The organism is Microcoleus sp. D2_18a_D3 (assembly GCF_036702455.1).
In the GTDB taxonomy this organism is placed as follows: domain Bacteria; phylum Cyanobacteriota; class Cyanobacteriia; order Cyanobacteriales; family Microcoleaceae; genus Microcoleus.
In genome coordinates this window covers 1-21,145 of the sequence record NZ_JAUBTK010000006.1, presented here as the reverse complement: position 1 = coordinate 21,145, position 21,145 = coordinate 1, and the positions used below count along the sequence as shown (strand labels likewise).

The window sequence follows — 21,145 nt, the reverse complement described above, 5'->3', positions numbered from 1 at the left end:
TGTCAAAATCCGTGTCGTGCTTTCCTTATTCCCTCGAACCTCTTCCTTAGTCTTATTATGTCTGAATCATTATTTGCCGATGCCAGCCGCCGATTAGAACGAGCCTTAAAATATGTGTCCCTTTCCGAGGATACGATCGAACGGCTGAAACACCCCAAATCCAGTTTAATTGTATCGATACCCGTGCGGATGGACGACGGTTCCCTGCGAATTTTCCAAGGTTATCGGGTGCGCTACGACAATACCAGAGGCCCGTCTAAAGGAGGAGTGCGCTATCATCCGGGAGTAACCCTTGATGAAGTGCAATCCTTAGCATTTTGGATGACTTTTAAATGTGCAGTTTTGAACTTGCCTTTTGGAGGAGCCAAGGGCGGAATTACTCTCAATCCCAAGGAATTGTCCAAACTGGAATTGGAACGGTTGAGCCGGGGCTATGTCGATGCGATCGCAGATTTCATCGGCCCCGATGTCGATATTCCCGCGCCAGATGTCTACACCAACCCCATGATTATGGGTTGGATGATGGATCAGTACAATATTATTAAGCGGCAGCTTTCTCCAGCGGTTGTGACTGGTAAACCAGTGACAATCGGCGGCAGTTTGGGCAGAGATACGGCCACAGCAATGGGTGCGTTTTTTGTAGTACAAACTATTCTACCCAAATTCGATCTAAATCCTCAAGATACAACTGTAGCAGTACAAGGTTTTGGTAATGCGGGTGCAGAAATAGCAGAACTTCTGTGGGAAGCAGGTTACAAAGTTGTTGCTGTCAGCGATTCCCAAGGGGGAATTTATGCTAAACAAGGGCTGGATATCCCCAGTATTAGAAGCTTTAAAGACTCTAACAAAGGTATCAAAGCTGTTTACTGCGAAGATTCGGTTTGCAATATTATCGAACACGAAATATTGACAAATGAGCAACTTTTAGCCTTAGATGTAGACGTGCTGGTTCCAGCAGCTTTGGAGAATCAAATAACTGAAGCCAATGTTAATGATATTAAGGCTAAGTTTATTTTTGAAGTAGCTAACGGCCCGATTGATTCTGCTGCTGATGTGGTTTTAGAAGCGAGGGGAATTCAAGTAATCCCTGATATTTTAGTCAATGCGGGAGGCGTAACGGTTAGTTATTTTGAGTGGGTGCAAAATCGCAGCGGGCTTTATTGGACGCTGGAGGAAGTCAACCAGCGGTTGAAGCATAAAATGGTCGAAGAAACTGAGGCAATTTGGAAAAAATCTCAGGAATTGTCAGTTTCCATGAGAACTGCGGCTTACGTGTACGGGTTAAATCGACTCGGAGAAGCGATGAATGCGAAGGGAACGCGGGATTATTATGTGAACGGTTGAGGAAAGTGCGGTAAGATTGCCCGATCGCACAATCTTACCGCACTTATTCGAGAAGAGTGCAGTCTACGAACCTACTTGGTAAAACTTAGCTTTGAATTGGGGAATTTTAGGCCTGCACGCAGCAGTTTATTTAACCGTAACTTTGCTGCTGCAAAAGCGGAAAGATATTTTCAAATAGAGATTTCAAATAGAGATAAATGATATTACTATTGATTTGTGAGTAACTAGCTGCGTATACTATCTAATGTGAACGAGAACTTTAGCTTAGGTATTCCGCTTGCCTGTAAGCGACTTGTGATAATATCTACAACTGCTTTATATGACATATCATCTTTAGAACCAAATGGGATGCCTGCTTTCCATTTCCCATTTAAGGTGACAGTCAGTGTCGCAGGTACTATAAATCTTCGAGGCGATACATAGGCTTTGCTTGTATATCTTTCTTCTGCGTTTAGGTTTACTTTAGTAAAATCCGACAGGTAAGTTTCTAGCAGTAACCAAAACACTCTATCTACTGTCGCTGCCAAATAAACTTCTGGGAGATTCCAAAGAAATGGCTGGATAAAGACAGTCATTCTTGTATCTCCGATGTTGTCTATGTAATTATCATCTTTTGGTAGGGACTCTAAATACTTGTTAACCCGATAAAGATTTAAGTCAAGACCGCGTTCCGTTAACAATGCAGTCATATATCCTTTCTTATCAGCAAGGTTAGCTAGCCGGACAAGAAGACCCGTCTTACTATCGCGTAGGGTTCTGGTATCTGTTGGCAATACTTGCGGCTTACTTACTAGAGCGATTTCTTCATTAAATAGTAGTTTAACCAAATCTTGTTTATAAGGATATATTCGTTCTATTGCCTTGCGGCAAAACTCATGATATGGATAATCTCGGTTGTCAGGAGCTAAAAATACCCCTGCTTCGCCGTTAAGTAAACACTTATTTTTTATAATAACTAAAGAATCTTCATCCACAGCCCTCATATCTACATTAGCCAGTTGAGTTAACTCATAGTCTTGAATGTATTTTAATGCTTCTTGCCATATTCCACATACTTCTATAACGAAGCCATTAACTAATAATACTTTGACTGAATATTCAGCCCTGTTTTTGTATTTAGAAGCCGACTCCCAGTTTTTTGAATAATTACTGCGTTTCCTAAAAATATTTCTGATGAAACGTATCGCTGAGTTCCCGCTTGTCCCGGTCGATAATTCGCTTACATTTATGCAAATATGTATCACAGTCAAAGGCAAAATAGCCTTCTTAACTCTCACATTATCTCGCCAATACAGAGAATCTTCTATGAACTTCAGGTCTTGTTTTCGGGCTGATTCTACACCTAATATAAAACTGTAAGGGGCAAGGTTAGCTAGCGTTTCCCGTAAAAGTGTTTCTGTTGGACGTAATTTCTTAACCTTGACTGTAGTTCCATTCAACTGCGGGCTGTGCTGCTCAATACGCTCCTGTTCTGTAGCATCAAGTAGCGATTCAGGCACTAACTCGTAATAGATGGTAAACAGCTTTTTTCGTTGCTTTTGTAGTTGATCGAGTCTGTGGTGGCTGTCACCTGCCCAGCGGGTACGTAGATTCTTTGCTTTTCCTATGTACCAAATTATATAATTTTCGTCTATAACATAATATATTCCTGAGAGTTCGGGAAGTATAGCTCTGTTCTTTAAACCGATATGGGGTAATTGCAGGATATCTTCGTCTACATTCATGTTTTTGTTCTATATTTGCTGCGACGTATTTCTATAGATAATATTCGCAAGTTCGCCAGCTAATGTCAATAGAGAGCGCAGTTTTTATTTAGCATTTTTGTACAACTCAAAAAAAGAAATCCCCAGGCTTTGGGGATTTCTCATAATTAAGCCGAGCGCTAAATCTATTTAGTCTCTGGCATCAAACACTTATCGGAATCGCAGCCCGCCGGCCCCGAATCCATCATTTCACCTAAGTCATAGCGACTTAGTGCCGCATGAAAAACATCTATTTGGCGACGCGCTAAAGTCTCTTCCACCATCTTGGTGTAAGTTTCCTTGCTCACCGGTTCAAAGGGTAGACGCGGGAAAGTTTCAAGAGCATCAAACCGAGCCAAAAGCGCTGCGGAAATGTAGCCTTCATCATCGCGAATCGCTTCATAAATCCGAGTTCCCAAACTTTCCACTTCATTTTCGCGCAGTTCAATCGTAGCCGAAGTGTTATGTCTGACATAGAACTTTTGCACCTGCATATAAAAGTCCATTTGTGCCGCCGCTGAGAATTTGTTAATGTCAATTTCATCAGCACCGGGCAAGTCAGCCCAACTTACCGCAACAGGTATTTCTACCAGCCATTCTGTACAGCGTTCATCGAAGGGATTGTTCAGCAAATTGCCGTTTTCATCTTTGTCAGATTGAGACGGAATCACGTTGTATCCGTAGTCGATGCAGGCGAGGGCTACGGGGTCGTTTTTGCCGAAAGTGATTCGGCGAATGAAACGCTGGGCTTTCGGCGGATGCCACCCCGGCGAAGCACCTGTCAGCAGAGATTTAGTACCCGACGGTTGAACCGTTGTGCAGCGATTTGGGCGTTTTAAGGAATGGCGATCGCAATAATCCCATACTACCCGATTCACAATCTCGCGCCAACCACTCAAATACTCTTCTTCCCGCTGTTTAAAAGCGATTCCTTGCGGAGTTTGCGGGCGGCCTTCCACCCACCAGCGAAGCCACTCAACGCCAAAAGCATGAACGAAGAAATCGAACAATCCCGTGAAAGATACGCCGACAATCGGGTCTAGTTCGCGGCTGTATTGATAGCGGGGTTCAATAAATTTGTGATTGAGAAGTACCGCGACAGATAGAGCCGCCGCCCTGAAAGCTTCCTCCTGTTCTTTGAAGTTGTAAGGGTCAATTTGATTGAGGTGAACCTCCGCCAAATTACAGTTTCCAGCTAGGGTATTGCCGAAAACTCCCTTATGAAACTCTGGTTCGTTGAAGCAGTAAGTATCGTGCAATCCTGGTAATTCTTCGACACTTCTGACCACTTGCCATTTACCTTTGTGTTTAGCATTCGTCCCTTTGCTCACATCTAACCGCTGACAAGGAATTTCACCACATTCAGTAATTTGCAAGTAGTACAAATCTCGACTTCGGACACCGTAATTAGTAATTGACCCTTGATGAGCGCAAAGATTTAGCGACGAACGAATACCACATTTGGTCAAAAGTAACTGAACTCTAAAAGCGCGAGATCGGTCAGAAATATAAATTCTGATACCATTACTGTGGGTATTCGAGCCATCAGTATCGGCTAATCCAGCAATAAAATGTAAAATTGCTTGCCGATTCCAGCTCGCAATTACATTTAGTGCTTCTGGGTTAACTTTCAAACTTTTCAGCAACTCTCCAGAAAAGCTCAAGTTAGTTACATCGGTAAAAGCAGGTAAATAGTCATAGCTTCTTTCAGGAGACTTATTTCCTGCTACTGATAATGCCATTTTGTGTTCGTAAAGTCGAACTTTCGCATTGTCATTTGTGTCTGTAGTTCCATCTCCTACAGCCACCCCCAAAGTGTAAGCATAACTTGAATCGATATTCAAGCCATCTTCATACTGAATTGTAAAAGGTTCAGTATGAATGCTATATCGACTTGTATCCATCAAGTCTTTGGTTTGAACTTCTCTGTAAACTTTACCAAAGCGATCCTTGACAAAAAAGCGATGATATTCTGTGGCATCCAAATAAGTACCATCACCAAACTTTACACGATAAAGTTTGCGTCGCCCGCCACAAGTATCACTCGCTGTCTTAAATGGTGTGACGCAGCTCCATCTTTTACCATTCCAAATTTCGATTTCAGTTCCAACAACGTCCTTTATTTTATGCAGTCCATCTCTAGTAATTAGCAGAGTGTCGCCACTGACACAATGAAAATTAGAGCCGATGATTTCACCACACGGGTTTAAGCCCACGCGGACTAACCGATGCTCTAACTCGCCAGCAGTCATATTAGGATGGCGTTCCTGCAACCACTCTTTAGCTTTTCCTTCGTCGTAAGCTTTCAAAAACTCACTTCTAAGACTCGGTGTTGAAAGTAAATCAACGTTAGAGCGAGCTACAGCTTCCCCTGCCCATTGAATCGCACCTTCGCCGCTGTAATACTGTTTGCGGACAGCATCAATACATTCTTCTAGTGTAGGTTTGGTATGGAAAACTCGCGTATGGTTGGCCATCCGAAGGGCATCGCGTTCTGGATCTATTCTCCAGTTGCCGCTTTCATCTTGTTGCCACAAATTGTTTTTAGCATTTGCCCCCAGTTCGTCATCAGCATAAAACTGACGCATTCCGGCCGATCTTCTAATGTTGCCGGCGACGATCGTGACCGCCGCTTCATCAATCAACACGCAGCATTCAACTGAATTTAACTGCCGCCCTAAAGCTTTATTCAAAATAGCGGCGCAGCGCTGATAAAGGTCGGGCAATTTCACCGGATTTGCTACTCCGCCAAAACCTTTTAAAGGTTCTCCCACGGGGCGAACATCGCTCAAATCGATAAAAACTTGAACTTCTCCTGCAAATCTTTCATCTGTGGATAATTCCAGCAAAGTTTGATAGGAGTTTACCCAACCTTGGCGAGAATCTCCGACATAAATAGTTGCGGTTTTTTCGTCTATTTTTACTTCAGTTTCTTGACGGCGCGACAGGGCGGGTGTAGAGCCGATTTCGCCTTGCATGGTTAGGCTTAAACGGTTGCGGATCGGCGGCAGTTGGTTGATATATTGTGGTTCCAAGACTGCTCCAGTGCCATTAAACTAAGCAACACCCTCGCGAGTGCTACTCGTCTCCAGAACCGGACATGAGACTTTCACCTCATCCGGCTCCTCAGAAAACATACCTTTGTTATAGGAACTGCTCAGACTGCCATCTCTGGCTGTCTTTTGGTCATGGCAATGTCTATGCAATGCTTGAATGTTCTCGAACTTCTTTTTCCCGCCCAAGCTGATTGGTAGAATGTGGTCAAGCTCAATTTGATCTTCCGTTGTAAAAGTTAGATCGCATTGGGCGCATTTTCCTTTCTGCTTATGCAAGGTTTTGGCGAGTAAAGAGGGAATTTCTTTACTCTTCCCAGTTCTTGAACCCCAGTAGACGAAATCACCGTTGAATGGTGAAGCATCGCCTTTAACCTTGATATGGCGAACAATCTTAGTCCATGTATGCTTTGACAAGATATATCTTTCATCTGTGTCTGGGTTGATATAACCAAACACCCAGTTATCCCCACCTACTTTTGTCCAGTATTTTTCAACTACCCATTCAGCACCCTTATTAGGATGCCTGTATCTCGCCCACGATGTTAGCTTGGTATAAATCAGATGATTCAAATCTCTGAAAGCATCTGTTGAGCAAGCAGATGAGTAATAGTTAGCCCATCCTTGAATGAGGGGGTTGAGTTTCTGAATTAGCACTTTTTGTGGTGCGGATTTATGGGAATCGATGATGTCAGATATAGCCTTATAGTGACGTTGTACCGTTTTTTTGCTGGGTTGGATGATTGTTTGGAATCCCAGGATTTTTCCTGATTTGGGTGCTTTAGCGCTCATCCCATCGTTGACTGGAAATTGTCGTATGTTGAAACCTAGGAAATCAAATCCGGGTTGTTTCCCTTCATGTTCTTCAAAGGTGTGACAAATTATAGTCTTGCTTGGTTTTAGTTCCAAGCCGATGTCTTTTAAGAAACCTTCAATGACGGCTTTGGCCCCTAATACAACATTGATGTCTTCGTGAATAAGCACGAATTCGTCTGCATAGCGAATCAAACTGAGGGCATTCCGGTTTTGCTTTTTCCCGTGGTTCCTACGAGTAGGTAGGGTGTTCGCATATTCCTTAATAGCCTCTTCCATTCCGTGTAAAGCAATGTTTGCCAGTAGCGGAGAGATAACTCCCCCTTGTGGTGTACCTGCTTCTGTTGGGAATATATTCTGCCCATCCATATATCCAGCTTTTAGCCAGCTACGGATTAACTGTTTCATGGAGGGATAGGTGTTTACTTTGCTCAGCAGTTTTTGATGGTCAATGTTGTCAAAGCATTTAGAGATATCTGCATCTAAGACATACTTAGCTTTGCAATGGATAGCTAAGTAGATGGCTTCGATGGCATCATGTGTTGCCCGCCCTGGTCTAAACCCATAACTATTTGGCTCAAAGTAGGCTTCCCATTGTGGTTCTAAGGCTAGTTTGGCTAATGCCTGTAAAGCCCTATCTGTTATTGTGGGAATTCCTAGGGGTCGCTTTTCATCTGTCCCTGGCTTAGGAATCCAGATTCTTCGGGTTGGTTTGACCTTCCCGGTAATCTTTAGATTTTTTGCTAGTTCCAAACGTTGAGCGTAATTGAGGGATTTTACTCCGTCTATTCCCGCTGTCTTCTTGCCTCGGTTGTCTTGGGTTATTTGTCGCGTTGCTAGAAGCTTAGCGTACCAGGACTTCATCAAGGTTTTCTGAAGTCGTCGCATTGCTTTGACATCCCCACGTTGAGCAGCTTTATGTATGCGCTTTTGCAACTTGAACACCATCCTCTGAATTTTCTTCCAGTTGATGTTGTTCCATACCGCCGTAGTCTTAAAACTCGTTTTAGTCGTTTTCATTGCTACTTGTACCTACATATATCTGTTTTCCGTGAGTCCGTCAGCATATCCTACGCATTACCGCAGGCATTAGCTTCTGACTCTATCTCGCCACATAGCTCATCCGGTTAGCACCTACTCAGGCATCGACCTCCTGAGAGAAACTATGTGGTTACTTCGTTCCTGATAGTCATTGGTTGAGAGTTTAGGTTTCTACTGTTCACCGGGATTACGAGTGGTGCAGACCGCAACGGTTGCTATTGGGGTCACTCTATCCTTGCCTTTTGGCACAGCCTGTTAGTCCACTAGGCTGTTTTATATGATCACGATGATTCAGACGTAGATTCGCTTTCGCTAACCATACTCTCTTGCTAGTTGGAGTCGAAGTCTGGACTTACTTCTTACCACCGTTCATTCCCGCTTCACGGATTGATGGCTAGTCGCTACCGTGGGGAAAGTGCTTTCACCCTTGCACTTAGGGGGCTGGACTTCATCAGATATTTATATGCTTTCCAGATTTACCATTAGATATTTGTATGGTTTTTGCTGTACTGGCATTATCTATTTCGATGTCACCAACATGACTATCAAGTTGTCAAGGTTCTTACCGTTATTGGTAGACTTACCTGGCGGCTAATCCCCCAAACCCTTGCGAGGTTTGGTTTCTAGCCAACGAATCGCACGCAGCCCATCATTGCCAAATCCATTAACAAACCAAAGGAACGCCAGTCGAGAATATTTGTTGAGGAGCAATTATATGCGCCGGAAAAATTCTCTGGTTGCTCGATCCATTTGCTGCCACCTACCCACAGCCAGCGGCCTGAAGCGAGGGTTTTGAGCTGGTTTTGCATCTGGTGCAGCAGTTGTGTTTCTTCGGGGGTGAGGTTTCCCAGCTTTTGCAGCCCCTTGACTGTTCGATCGCACACTTGGGCCCAAGTCTCCCTTCCCGTCTCGGTACGGCGGCTGTACGTCCTAAAAAATACTGGATTGGCTGCGGGTGCTGTTTCGGGGAAATCGGACAGGTTGCGTTTCTCGCTGGCACTCGATCGCTCTAATTCTCGAACCATAGGTTGTGTACTGACGTGTCGGAATATATCAACAGACTATGAATATACAACAGGATTCAGATTTAGGGTGAAAGCTTGATAAATTTGACAATTTGCACTAAATATGGGGCTTCGGACTCGGGAAGGTCGATCGGGCGATCGCTACAGCCATTACACGGTGTAAGTTCCGTTTAAGGCGAGGCGATCGATAACGCTATTTTGAATCTCATCCGAGAATTCGGGAAACGGCTTTATCGCATGACTACTCTCTTTGCTTCCGCGCTTGAAAATGGAAATTATAATTCGAGAGTTAATCACTTATCACTTATCACTTATTAGACATCTTCCAAAAAGGCTGTGAAGAACAGGCTGGACGGCCTGTTCCACAATAATTATGGGAGATGTCTATTACTTATTATTACTTTATCAATCAACGTGTCCGGTTAGTATCAAGACTAATCCTATAAACCACCAAACGATCGGTCTGATTAATATTGATATCGGCACGATTAGAATGAAACCTGCAAATCTCGACCCAACCCTGGGTGTTTGCATAAAGTGCAAACCGAGTGCCGCTGCAATTAGAATGGCTACTACCCAACTCAAAATAGGTTCTATATTATCCCAATCAAGTTCGGTAATATTTCCGAAGAGATTGGCTAATGGATTGGTTAAAAAAAGCCAAATTCGATCGAAGTCTGTTAAGCCCAGAGAATTTTCTACCCAGAGATCGGCTTGATTGGGTTTGTGGCGCATGTCATAAAAACCGCCGCATTGAAACGATTGTCCGCTGTATCTAATATTACACTGCGGTACTACTTCCACCCATCCTTCCTTAAATTCAATCTCAAGCGATCGACCTTTCAGGTTCGTTCTACATCGATTGATGTTATTGGAGGCATCTTTCCAATCGCATGAAAAAGAATGTCCGGACACGATCGTGATTCGATGACCTTCACGAAGGGCTAACTCAGACCTAGACCCTTCGCCAATTCTCAATTCTGCAACTGATCCAGCTACAGAAATCGGCCCGCCCCAAAACATGATGCCGATCGCAATAATTAGGCAATAACCGGCGATCGCCAAGGGAGAGTGTGGCAACCTTTTTTTTAGATTCATGATTCGAGTTCAATTTTAAGGAAAATAACTTTAATGAGTTGTTAAAAACTCAATATTTGGCAACAGGGGGTCTTGAACAACCCCCACACCGTTAAATCCCCAACGTTCGAGCAGCTTTTTGACAGAAGAACCAGAAATCGATTCTACGCCGAATCGATCGGCAACCTCAGCAGCGTGAGCGTTGAGATAACTCAAAGCGTCATAGTCTTCGCGGAACATCAGCAGGTAACTCACCGCCGAATCTGGATTGGGACAAGCGCTGATATATTTGCCGTCAGCACGAGAACGCAGCAAGTAAAAAACTTGGGATAACATTTTATCTTTTTCGTCAAAATAATAGATTAACTCAAATTGGGAATCGGGAATCGGGAATCGGGAATTGGGAATGGGGAATTGGGAATGGGGAATGGGGAATTGCAGTGCGAACTTCTAGCTCGCACTGCAATTGCACTGGGATAATTATAACTGCTCAACCGGACTCGATCGTCGCTCGGACTCGACAATCTAAATCAAAGTTAGCGCCAAACCTTTAAATCCCCTGCCGTCACCAATTTGACCGACGATCGAAGCTTGACCGGTCGTCAAATTGATATTGTACAAGCTGGAAACTCCGCCAACCTCGATCGCAGCCAAAGCCGTCTCGTTACCGCCAACACTCCTGATATCAAAGCCGAGAACGTTACCTGCATCAATTCCCAAAGATCCGATCGTATTCAACACCCCATTATTCGGCGGATCTTGGCGCACCAAAATGTCTAAATTGGTGTCAATTACAAACAGCGTTGTCGAAGTTGCCCCTGCAAAGTTATTCACATACGCAGCCCCCACACCCGCGCCCGGATTGCCAAAATTGCGATCGCCCGCAGCATAAGCCAAATTCCCGTCGAGTTGAACTCCCCCCGTCAGCGTGTCAAAATCGACAAGTGCCCCCGTATCCGGGTTGAGGCGGGCGTTTTGACCGGCTTGATTGACAAAGCGAATTCGATCGACTGTCGGATTGAAATCAAAACCCGCAGCCCCCGGAGTTAGGGGAACAGCAAACTGGCCGCTACCGACTGCACTTGCTTGCCCAGTAACTGGATTAATCGCGTACAAGCGATTGCTAGAACCCACACCGTATAGCACACCGTTAGCGGGGCGAAAATCAATTCCCAGCAAACTTTCTCCCGGCTGCAACCCTGTAACTGCAACGTCGCTGAGAATCGCCCGCGGTGCCGCCTCGTTAAAACCGACAATTGTTTCAGCGCCATTTCTAACAGTTAAAGCGTAAGCTGTAGGCAAAGGCAAAGCCAAACCGTTAATCTGTCTCCCGTCGGCAATTTGACCGACAAAGGAAGCTTGACCGCTACTTAAATTGATATTGTACAAGCCGGAAATGCCACCGACTTCCAGCGCCGCCACTGCCACCTCGCGGCCGCCAATACTCCTGATATCAAAGCCGAGAACGCTAGTAGCATCAACTCCCAAAGATCCGATCGTATTCAACCCTCCATTATTCGGCGGATCTTGTCGCACCAAAACATCCAAATCGCTGTCAATTACAAACAGCGTTGTCGAAGTTCCCCCGGCAAAGTTATTCACATACGCAGCCCCAGCAGCCGCTGGATTTGACCCAAAATTGCGATCGCCCGCAACATAAGCCAAATTCCCGTCGAGTTGAATTCCCCCCGCCAGCGTGTCAAAATCCACAAGTGCCCCGTTATCCGGGTTGAGGCGGGCGTTTTGATCGGCTTGATTGACAAACCGAATTCGATCGACTGTCGGATTGAAATCAAAACCCGCAGCCCCCGGAGTTAGGGGAACAGCAAACTGCCCGTTACCGACTGGACTTGCTTCCCCAGTCATCGGATTGACAGTATACAAGCGATTGCTAGAACCCACACCGTATAGCACACCGTTAGCCGGCCGATAATCAATTCCCAGCAAACTTTCTCCCGCTTGCAATCCAGTCACGGGCAAATCTGTGATGACACTTCCCGGATTGGAAAGACTAAAACCGACAATCCGATTAGCAGGAGTTAAAGCATAAGCCGTTGTCCGCGCTGGAGGCGGGGGATTGGGAACAACGCTGCCAATATTATTAGTAAAACTTGCCTGGTTAATCGCACTTTGTCTCACCCCTTGGAGAGTAGCGAGAAATTCTCCTGTTACCCTGTCTTGAATAACAGTATTGTTTCCAGCTTCCAGAATATTCAAGTCGCTAAAACTGATACCTTCCCCCAAACCGATTAAATCTGTACCTGGTACAAAATCGGCGATCAGGTCGGCATTTGCCAAACTAACACCGCCGCTGGTACGGGAAGGATCAGCCTCCGCGTAGCGCCTCAAAACAAATAGGTCTGCCCCGTCTCCGCCTATCAGGACATCAGTATCTCGATCGCCCGACAAAACATCATTGCCGGAGTTTCCCGATATGGAATCGCTGCCTTTTCCGCCCACTAAAAAATCGTTACCTTCTCCGCCGTTAATAGTATCGTTCTCTAAATCTCCAAAGAGCGAATCTTGACCTAAATTGCCCTCAATTAAATCGCTTTGTTTCCCGCCATAAATGCTGTCATTACCTGAATTTCCGGCAATGGTGTCATTGCCCATCAAACCAAAAATCAGGTCATCTTCTGGAGTTCCTGCTAGCAAGTTTGCTTGGGCGGTGTCTCTAATTTCTGCCATGTTCTAATTACCCTCTAAATTTAATACTTCTGTTGCCTAACGGCGGTGGTATTCTCAGTCAAAATATCACAAATTCGCACTTTTAGGATAGTTTTTCTTATTTTCGGCTGTAGGGGTGGGTTGGCATAAAAGTATTACACGCAGCTAAAATGATATATAAACCCGCCCCCCGATTCAAATAAACCCACTCCTAAATACCGATCGCTTAGCCGTATTTTATAGTTGGGTGTGTAGCCAAGAGCGATCGCAGCTCAACTGCAAACAGGCAAGCTGAAATTGTTAGCGGTGCGAACCCATGAAATTTTGTACTGCATTCATTAGTAATATACGCTGCCTCTATAATTTTGGATCTGTCCAGTCAGAAATTATTTTTAAACTTTAATCTTAAAGCCTGCGAAGGTGGGCTTTGTGTGTGTGGCGGCGACCACCATCGCTCAATATAAAGTGGATTATAAATGCGGAATTGGCATAATAAGTTAGTTAAACATTCGTTCTCAGACGACTTAAGCTTTCAGGCAGGGGTTTAAATCCCTGCCTGAATCGGAGTTTCACGTTTAATCCCTTCCCCAGCTTTTTCAAGCTTTCAGCAGTGCTTTAGAAGCTGATTGCCCTGCGAGTCTCAGTTGCGATCGCAATTTGAGGTTCAACAACACCAAGACAGTCCACTGACTGAGTATGGATAGCAAAATGGTATTTCCTGACGCGGCGAAAGACGACGACACAAAGCCACCAAAGAATGTTGAAGACAACCACAAAATAGGAGCTTTTTCTGGGGTGAGTAAAAGCATAGATAAAATCACAGGCGGCAACAAGATAGCGCTGCCGACTGTCCCGACGGCCCACATTTCCTGATTTCTGGTTTTTGTAAATAGGAATAGTTGGGTGATGGCTGCGTAAATTAGGATGAGATTCAGGCAGCAAATTACACCCCAAAATCCGTTTATCTCATTTTTTTCCACCAGCCCCCAAGGTGTTAAAATTATTACTGAGCTGAGGAAATTGATCGCGATCGCAACTACAGCCGGACTTTTATCGCTCCAAATTAAATCGAGTAGTGGGTAGCGTCGCCACAGCTTCTGATTGCTGGGAAGGATTTGTTGCCGATACCTCGCCCAATCGTACAATGATTGTCTGTCAGATGTTAAAGCTGCAATTAAAGCTAAGAACATCACCAAATTCAAGATAAGTAAACAGATGAGATTACCGTTGCCTCCAGGGGGGTCTGATTGGAGTGCAAACCCTAAAAATATTACCTGACAGCAGATAACTACCAAATAACTTTGCCGCTTGCTCAAAACTGTAGCACTGGGATTTGGAAAGCGGCGCTGCCATCCCTGCCACATCCAGTAGGTTCCTGTAGCACAAACCAAGAGAGACAAAGCAAGGCCACTCGCAATATTTGTACCCACTGGCGAGTAAAACCATTGCAACTTGTCTAAGTTTTCAACTAACGAATCGAAATCAGTTTTATCAACTAGAAAAAGCTGATATCTCAGGATAGCAAGGGGAGACAAAAAATGTAACACATCCCCAGCAGCTCGCGTGAGCGGGAGCCCAGAAATCCCAAACACAACAAAAACCGTAGCGCTAGCCAACCAAGGTTGAAATCCTCCCAACCAACTGGTTGTCAATCCAAATAGCATGGCACTGCTGTAAAACAAAGCACAGCTAGCTGCAACCGCTGTGTAGAAACATAAAATTTCATTCAGGGGTATTTGAGCAGCTAATCCAGCGTACAGGTGCAGGGGTACGGCCAGAATTGTTGCTAAATAAAGTAAAATTGGTACGCCAAGAATTTTGCCCAGAAAAATTGTTTTGGCTGACTGGGGACTGAGGCGAATAAAGTTGAGCGTCCCGCGGCGTTCTTCCTTGTCTAAGTCACTGACCAGCATATAAGTCCCTGCTACTAATAAAGCTAACACGCTCAATATGCTCAGCCAAATGAATATCTCTAGCCACCACATCGACCAGTCAATGGCAAAGTTGCCCAAGGCATCTCTGACGCACTGTTTCTCATAGGAACTGGCATTTTTGAAAATGCAAAATCTGTTATAGATGGGGTAAGTGTACTCCCCATTAGCAGGGGGAACGGGAATCTGGGCGCTGTAATACATGAATAGCAGCAGTTGAGCGCTTAGGGAAAGGGCAGAGACGATCGCCATATTGCCAGTATTCAAGCGACCTTTGATTTCTCGAAATAACTGGGGATTCCAGTTGCCTATTTTGTCTAGTAAGTGGAGTGTCATTGGTTATTGGTGATTAGGAATGGGTGACGACTCAGTTATAACTCACTGTTTATTCTGGTAAACAGGAAACTAGCACTTTAGGATGCTTGCTGGTGTCCCATCTTGAGGAAGATGGTTTCTAAGTCTTCTTGAGTGCAGTGGAATTCGGTTAGGGGAATCTTCGCCGCGACGAGTTCGCGTAATAAATTTGCGGCATCTTCCGGGCTTCCTGAAAAATCAACGCACACCTGTTGAGTTTCCGGGATTATTGCCCAATTTTCCACCCAAGGAAAGTTTTTTAATTCCGAATGATTCCTTCCCCTTTTTCTTCCCCTGCTTTTTCAAGCTTTCAGCAGTGCTTTAGAAGCTGATTCCCCTGCGAGTCTCAGTTGCGATCGCAATTTGAGATTCAACAACACCAAGACAGTCCACTGACTGAGTATGGATAGCAAAATCGTATTTCCTGACACGGCTGTCAGAGACGACGAAAACCCAACGCCAAATACTGAAGACAGCCAGAAAATAGGAGCTTCTACTAGGGTGAGCAAGGGCATAGATAAGAGCATAGATAAAATCAGAGGTGGCAACAAGATAGCGCTGCCGACTGCCCCGACGGCCCAAATTTCATGATTTCGGGTTTTTGTAAATAGGAATATTTGGGCGATCCCTGCGTAAATTAGGATGAGATTCAGACAGCCAATTACACCACAAAACCCGTTTATCTCAGGTTTTTCCAACAGCGCCCAAGGTGTTAAAATTATTACTGAGCTGAGGAAATTGATCGCGATCGCAACTACAGCCGGACTTTTATCGCTCCAAATTAAATCGAGTAGTGGGTAGCGTCGCCACAACTTCTGATTGCTGGGAACGATTTGTTTCCGATACCTCGCCCAATCGTACAAAGATTGTCTCTCAGATGTTAAAGCTGCAATTAAAGCTAAGAAGATCAGCAAATTAAAGATAAGTAAAGCGCTGATATTACAGCCTGCTATGGGGTTTGATTGGAGTGCAAACCCTAAAATTATTACCTGACAGCAGATAACTACCAAATAACTTTGCCGCTTGCTCAAAACTGTAGCACTGGGATTGGGAAAGCGGCGCTGCCATCCCTGCCACAACCAGTAGGTTGCTGTACCACAAACCAAGAGAGACAAAGCAAGAAAACTCGCAATATTTGTACCCACTGGCGAGTAAAACCATTGCAACTTGTCTAAGTCTGCAGCTAACCAATGGAAAGCATGATTGTTATTAACACCAACTCCAAAAATCAGATATCTCAGGATAGGAATGGGAGACAAAAATGTTAGCAAATCCCAAGCAGTTCGCGATAACTGGATCGCAGACATCCCAAACACAACAAAAACCGTAGCGCTAGCCAACCAAGGTTGAAATCCTCCCAACCAACTGGTTGTCAATCCAAATAGCATCGCACTGCTGTAAAACAAAGCACAGCTAGCTGCAACCGCTATGTAGAAACATAAAATTTCATTCAGGGGTATTTGAGCAGCTAATCCAGCGTACAGATGCAGGGGTACTGTCAGAATTGTTGCTAAATAAAGTAAAATTGGTACGCCAAGAATTTTGCCCAGAAAAATTGTTTTGGCAGACTGGGGACTGAGGCGAATAAAGTTGAGTGTCCCGCGGCGTTCCTCCTTGTCTAAGTCGCTGACCAGCATATAAGTCCCTGCTACTAACAGAGCTAACACGCTCAATATGCTCAGCCAAGTGAATATCTCTAGCCACCACTTCGGCCAGTTAATGGCAAAGTTGCCCAAGGCATCTCTGACGCAGATTGTCCGATAGGAATAGGCATTGACATTAACCTGGAAAGTGCAAAATTTGTGACTGATTTGGTTAATGTACTTCCCATCAGGAGGAGCAACAGGTATCTGGCCGCTGAAATACATGAACAGCAGCAGTTGACCGCAGAGGGAAAGGGCAGATGCGATCGCCATATTGCCAATCTTCAAGCGGCCTTTGATTTCTCGAAATAACTGGGGATTCCAGTTGCCTATTTTGTCTAGTAAGTTGAGTGTCATTGGTTATTGGTTATGAGGAATGGGTGATGAGTTAGTTATAACTCACGGTTCATCTTGGTAACGGGGGAAAAAGCTTTCTTAGGATGCTTGCTGGTGTCCCATTTTGAGGAAAATGGTTTCTAAGTCTTCTTGAGTGCAGTGGAATTCGGTTAGGGGAATGTTGGCGGCGACGAGTTCCCGTAATAAATTTGCGGCATCTTCCGGGCTTCCTGAAAAATCAACGCACACCTGTTGAGTTTCCGCGATTATTGCCCAATTTTCCACCCAAGGAAAGTTTTTTAAGGCCGATGTTAGCGCTTCTAATTGATTTCCTAAAACCGACATGAAAATTTGCTGGCGGCTGAGGCGTTTGTAAAGTTCTTGTAAAGGTGCGCTTTCGACCAGATATCCGAGTTCCATGATGCCGACCCAGGTACAAAGTTCGGCTAAGTCGCTGAGAACGTGAGATGATATGACTACGGTCATGCCGGCTTCTTGCAAAACTTTGATAATTTCGCGGAACTGCATTCGGGCGATCGGATCTAAGCCAGAAACGGGTTCGTCTAACAACAGCAACAGCGGTTCGTGGATAATAGTTCTCCCCAAACTCAGGCGCTGTTTCATCCCCCGCGACAGGGTGGAAATTAAGCTGTTGCGCTTGTTGGTTAGTTGCACGAGTTCTAACACGGAGTTGATTCGCTCTCGGCGGCGCGGTTGCTGGAGGTTGTAGAGTCGGGCAAAATAGTCTAAATAATCCCAAACAGTCAAGTCGTCGTAGAGGGGAAAGTCGTCGGGAAGAAAGCCGATGCGCTGTTTGAGAATTGGGTGCGATCGATCGCGCAATAACCTATCCCCGTTGATGTAAATTTCCCCTATAGTCGGTTCCTCAGCCGCCGCCAGCATTCGCAGCAAAGTAGTTTTGCCGGCACCGTTGGGGCCGATCAGTCCGCATACTTCGCCTGCTGCTACTTGCAAATCGATGTCATTGACGGCTATATGGCGATCGAATTGTTTCGTGAGTCCGCGAGTTTCTATTGCTAGTTGTTTTGCCATGTTTGGAGGGTGAATGAAATTTTATCGGTGCATTTCTGGGAATAATAGGAGTTATATCGAGTCCGATTGATTTGAGGGGATTATTCGTGGGGGAGGGCGGGTTTATTTAACCTGTCTGCAAACGTTTAAGCCTACTGGCGAACCCGCCCCTACAGCTAATGGAGAATGCTGCAATATCTCAGATAGATCCGATCCGTTATTACAAACGCCATGTCTTGTAGGGGCAGGTTCACCGACAATAATTGCCGAAAACCGACAATCTCATAAACCTGCCCCCACTCGACGACAAATCGCTAATCTACCGGAAAGGATATTCCGCATCAACACCAAAGAAACCGGGTTTTTGTCGCTTTTGGGTGCTATAACTAAGTATTCCCAAAAAAAAACCGTTTCCGATCGCCAGTGCGTAAGTCCCGATTGAAATAGATGCCTACAGCTAGCCTAGCTCGTTCTTCCAGGAATTGTCATCTCGTTTCTGAAATTAAAACAAGGACATTCTCGATCGCTGAAATCCTTGCTAATATTAACTCTTCCTTCTTCCTTCTTCCCTCTTCCTTCTTCCTTCTGCTATATCAAGTCTGCACGGAAAATTCCTCTGGATCGATATCCCAATTTACCCAGCGAATTGCCTCCCTAGCTGATATCAGGTAAGGCGGCACTCTCAAAGCGTGAATGAATCCCGTACTTGGACAAGTCATTTTTAACAAACAAATCGGCTCGACATCATCGGCTTCATCTATTTGTAATAGTGCATATTCCTGCCAACTATCTATTTGTTTTGCTGACAACTCTTGACAAATGCGATCGTAACCAATTCCTTCAATTAACACTCGCCTCAGCTCGGCATTGTCTTCTGTTAAGAGCCATTGCGATTGCCATTGATTTGGGTGGACTTCGCCGTATTCTTCAGGCAATTCGACGCCGTGATAATAGTAAAAATTCCATCCGTCCGCAAACTCGATCGCAGGTTCTCCTTCCGCGTGCAGGCGGTTTTGACTGTCAAAGCGCAGGTGGCGGGGGCGATCGCACACCGCGCAATTTTTTTCAAAGGGAAATATCCAACCGCAATGCTCGAAAAGCTGCTTTTGGCACTGATGTATTTCTTGTGCCTTTTGGGAAATATTGATGCCTAATGAAGAGATATACCATTGAGTCAAATAGATTTCTTTAAACAAAGTCGTGGGGGTTTCAGGGAATTTCAGGTCTAACAAATGAGCGGGAAAAAAATTCCCCATCGTTCGTTCCGAGCGAGCATATTCCTCAACAACTTCGTACATTAGCGAACTCAGTGTGCTGTCTGCTTCGGACTCGATCGTCATGCTACGGAGCTCATACTCCCACACCGCCGGATTTGTAAATTCTCTCACAATCGATGGGGACATCCATTTCCACTCTAGCTTTTTCCCCAATCTATCCCAATGCTCTTCCTTTGACCAGTTTGGTGAATGGTCGCCTTTGGGCAAGTTGAAGAGTTGGAGAAAAGCATCGCGGGGACTGCTGCAAACAATAACGGAGGGTTCTTCTAAGCCAATAGCGGCATAGGCAACTTTGACTGCTTCTGTGGCTTTTTGAGCATCAATTGGCGTAGTCGAGAGAGTAAGATGTTTTTGTGCGAGGAGGCCTAACACGCACAGAGCGGTAATTTGATTGCCGCCGAGATCCAGTGTTGTCAGATTCGTGAGCTCACGCAAGGCGCTGATGTCGGTAATTTGATTGTACTTGAGATGCAGTGTTGTCAGATTGGTGAGCGATCGCAAGGCGCTGATGTCGGTAATTTGATTGTGGTAGAGATGCAGTGTTGTCAGATTCGTGAGCGATCGCAAGGCGCTGATGTCGGTAATTTGATTGTAGTTGAGATGCAGTGCGGTTAGATTGGTGAGCGAGCCGAGAAAGCTGATGTCGGTAATTCCATTGCTGTCGAGATTGAGTGTGGTTAGATTGGTGAGCAAGCCGAGGAAGCTGATGTCGGTAATTTTATTGCTGCACAGATCCAGTGTTGTCAGATTGGTGAGCGAGCCGAGGAAGCTGATGTCGGTAATTTTATTGTTTTCGAGAGAAAGTGTTGTCAGATTGGTGAGCGAGCCGAGGAAGCTGATGTCGGTAATTTGGTTGCGCCAGAGATCGAGTGTGGTCAGATTGGTGAGCGAGCCGAGGAAGCTGATGTCGGTAATTTGATTGTTGTAGAGATTCAGTGTGGTCAGATTGGTGAGCGAGCCGAGAAAGCTGAAGTCGGTAATTTTATTGTCGCCGAAATCCAGTGTGCTCAGATTGGTGAGCGAGCCGAGGGAGCTGATGTCGGTAATTTGATTGCCGCGGAGAGACAGTGTGCTCAGATTGGTGAGCGAACCGAGAGAGCTGATGTCGCTAATTTGATTGTAGCTGAGATCCAGTGTGGTCAGATTGGTGAGCGAGCCGAGGAAGCTGATGTCGGTAATTCGATTTCTGTTGAGATCGAGTTCTGTCATGCTTGAAAGTATCTGCTCCGCTGCTTCAGGGTCATCAGTGCCAGCTTTTTTTAACAACACTTTAACTGTGTGCCTTGCCTCTTCTGAAAGACTGTCAATATGCCTGCACCAGTCGGCAAAGCGGCTAAAACTCATTAGATCGTTTGGTTGTTTTTCTGACATAAAACACTCCGAGATTGGTCAGGGGGCATGGGGCATAGGGGATGGGTAATGGGAATACTGTTGACTGTTGACTGTTGACTATTGACTATTACAAATCGCCCTTGCGTACCTCATATTACTGAATTAAGTCTTCTATTTCAAATCTTCCAGCTTAATCCGAGGAGCGACAGCTTTCAGCAGCAAATCCGCCAACAAATTCCCCACAATCAACATGGTTGCACCCATCATCAAACTGGCCATTACTAAATACAAATCTTGATTGTTCACCGCTTCCAAAGTAAGCTTTCCCAAACCCGGCCAATTAAATAAAAATTCCGCAATAAACGCACCGCTCAACAAACTAGCTTGCCTCAAAACCCAATAGCGTAATCAACGGATTAACAGCATTCCGCAAAGCATGAATGTAAATTACTCGATCGTCCGGCTTCCCGGCGAGCCC

At 45.1% G+C, this 21,145-nt stretch carries 12 protein-coding genes and 3 pseudogenes; 1 reads left to right on the top strand and 14 read right to left on the bottom strand.

Annotation, left to right across the window (positions count from 1 at the left end):
• Positions 1-57: 57 nt before the first annotated feature.
• Positions 58-1,344, top strand: a complete 1,287-nt coding sequence (locus QUB06_RS04490) for a Glu/Leu/Phe/Val dehydrogenase (RefSeq protein ID WP_333434282.1) — start codon at positions 58-60, stop codon at positions 1,342-1,344.
• A gap of 224 nt (positions 1,345-1,568) precedes the next feature.
• On the opposite strand, the gene QUB06_RS04485 is transcribed toward QUB06_RS04490, so the two are convergent.
• The 14 genes and pseudogenes from QUB06_RS04485 to QUB06_RS04425 all read right to left on the bottom strand — a co-directional run.
• Positions 1,569-3,068 carry a hypothetical protein gene (locus QUB06_RS04485; RefSeq protein WP_333434281.1) on the bottom strand — a complete coding sequence of 500 codons (1,500 nt, stop codon included), beginning with the start codon at positions 3,066-3,068 and terminating at the stop codon, positions 1,569-1,571.
• Positions 3,069-3,232: 164 nt separating this feature from the next.
• Positions 3,233-6,121 carry a ribonucleoside-triphosphate reductase, adenosylcobalamin-dependent gene (gene nrdJ, locus QUB06_RS04480; RefSeq protein ID WP_333434280.1) on the bottom strand — a complete coding sequence of 963 codons (2,889 nt, stop codon included), beginning with the start codon at positions 6,119-6,121 and terminating at the stop codon, positions 3,233-3,235.
• 21 nt (positions 6,122-6,142) lie between these two features.
• Positions 6,143-7,972, bottom strand: coding sequence for a group II intron reverse transcriptase/maturase (ltrA, locus tag QUB06_RS04475; protein ID WP_333434279.1), 1,830 nt, complete (start codon positions 7,970-7,972; stop codon positions 6,143-6,145).
• Between the two features lie 644 nt (positions 7,973-8,616).
• Positions 8,617-9,018 carry a hypothetical protein gene (locus QUB06_RS04470; protein ID WP_333434278.1) on the bottom strand — a complete coding sequence of 134 codons (402 nt, stop codon included), beginning with the start codon at positions 9,016-9,018 and terminating at the stop codon, positions 8,617-8,619.
• Between the two features lie 405 nt (positions 9,019-9,423).
• On the bottom strand, positions 9,424-10,116 hold the full coding sequence (locus tag QUB06_RS04465) for a hypothetical protein (RefSeq protein ID WP_333434277.1): 693 nt from the start codon (positions 10,114-10,116) through the stop codon (positions 9,424-9,426).
• 30 nt (positions 10,117-10,146) lie between these two features.
• Positions 10,147-10,431, bottom strand: coding sequence for a hypothetical protein (locus QUB06_RS04460; RefSeq protein ID WP_333434276.1), 285 nt, complete (start codon positions 10,429-10,431; stop codon positions 10,147-10,149).
• Positions 10,432-10,620: 189 nt separating this feature from the next.
• Entirely contained in the window at positions 10,621-12,783 is a 2,163-nt protein-coding gene (locus QUB06_RS04455; protein WP_333434275.1) for a DUF4394 domain-containing protein, read from the bottom strand.
• Positions 12,784-13,358: 575 nt separating this feature from the next.
• Complete coding sequence (locus tag QUB06_RS04450) at positions 13,359-15,029, bottom strand: hypothetical protein (RefSeq protein ID WP_333434274.1); 1,671 nt, start codon at positions 15,027-15,029, stop codon at positions 13,359-13,361.
• Positions 15,030-15,106: 77 nt separating this feature from the next.
• A complete protein-coding gene (locus tag QUB06_RS04445) occupies positions 15,107-15,292 on the bottom strand; it encodes a hypothetical protein (RefSeq protein ID WP_333434273.1) in 186 nt (61 codons plus the stop codon).
• A 57-nt stretch (positions 15,293-15,349) separates the two neighbouring features.
• Positions 15,350-17,047, bottom strand: coding sequence for a hypothetical protein (locus tag QUB06_RS04440; protein WP_333434272.1), 1,698 nt, complete (start codon positions 17,045-17,047; stop codon positions 15,350-15,352).
• A 78-nt stretch (positions 17,048-17,125) separates the two neighbouring features.
• On the bottom strand, positions 17,126-18,079 hold the full coding sequence (locus tag QUB06_RS04435) for an ABC transporter ATP-binding protein (protein ID WP_333434271.1): 954 nt from the start codon (positions 18,077-18,079) through the stop codon (positions 17,126-17,128).
• 572 nt (positions 18,080-18,651) lie between these two features.
• A pseudogene (locus QUB06_RS34655) lies at positions 18,652-19,221 on the bottom strand (DUF6745 domain-containing protein); the annotation flags it as partial.
• 501 nt (positions 19,222-19,722) lie between these two features.
• Positions 19,723-20,544, bottom strand: a pseudogene (locus QUB06_RS34650) (leucine-rich repeat protein); the annotation flags it as partial.
• A 294-nt stretch (positions 20,545-20,838) separates the two neighbouring features.
• Positions 20,839-21,145, bottom strand: a pseudogene (locus tag QUB06_RS04425) (ABC transporter permease subunit); the annotation flags it as partial.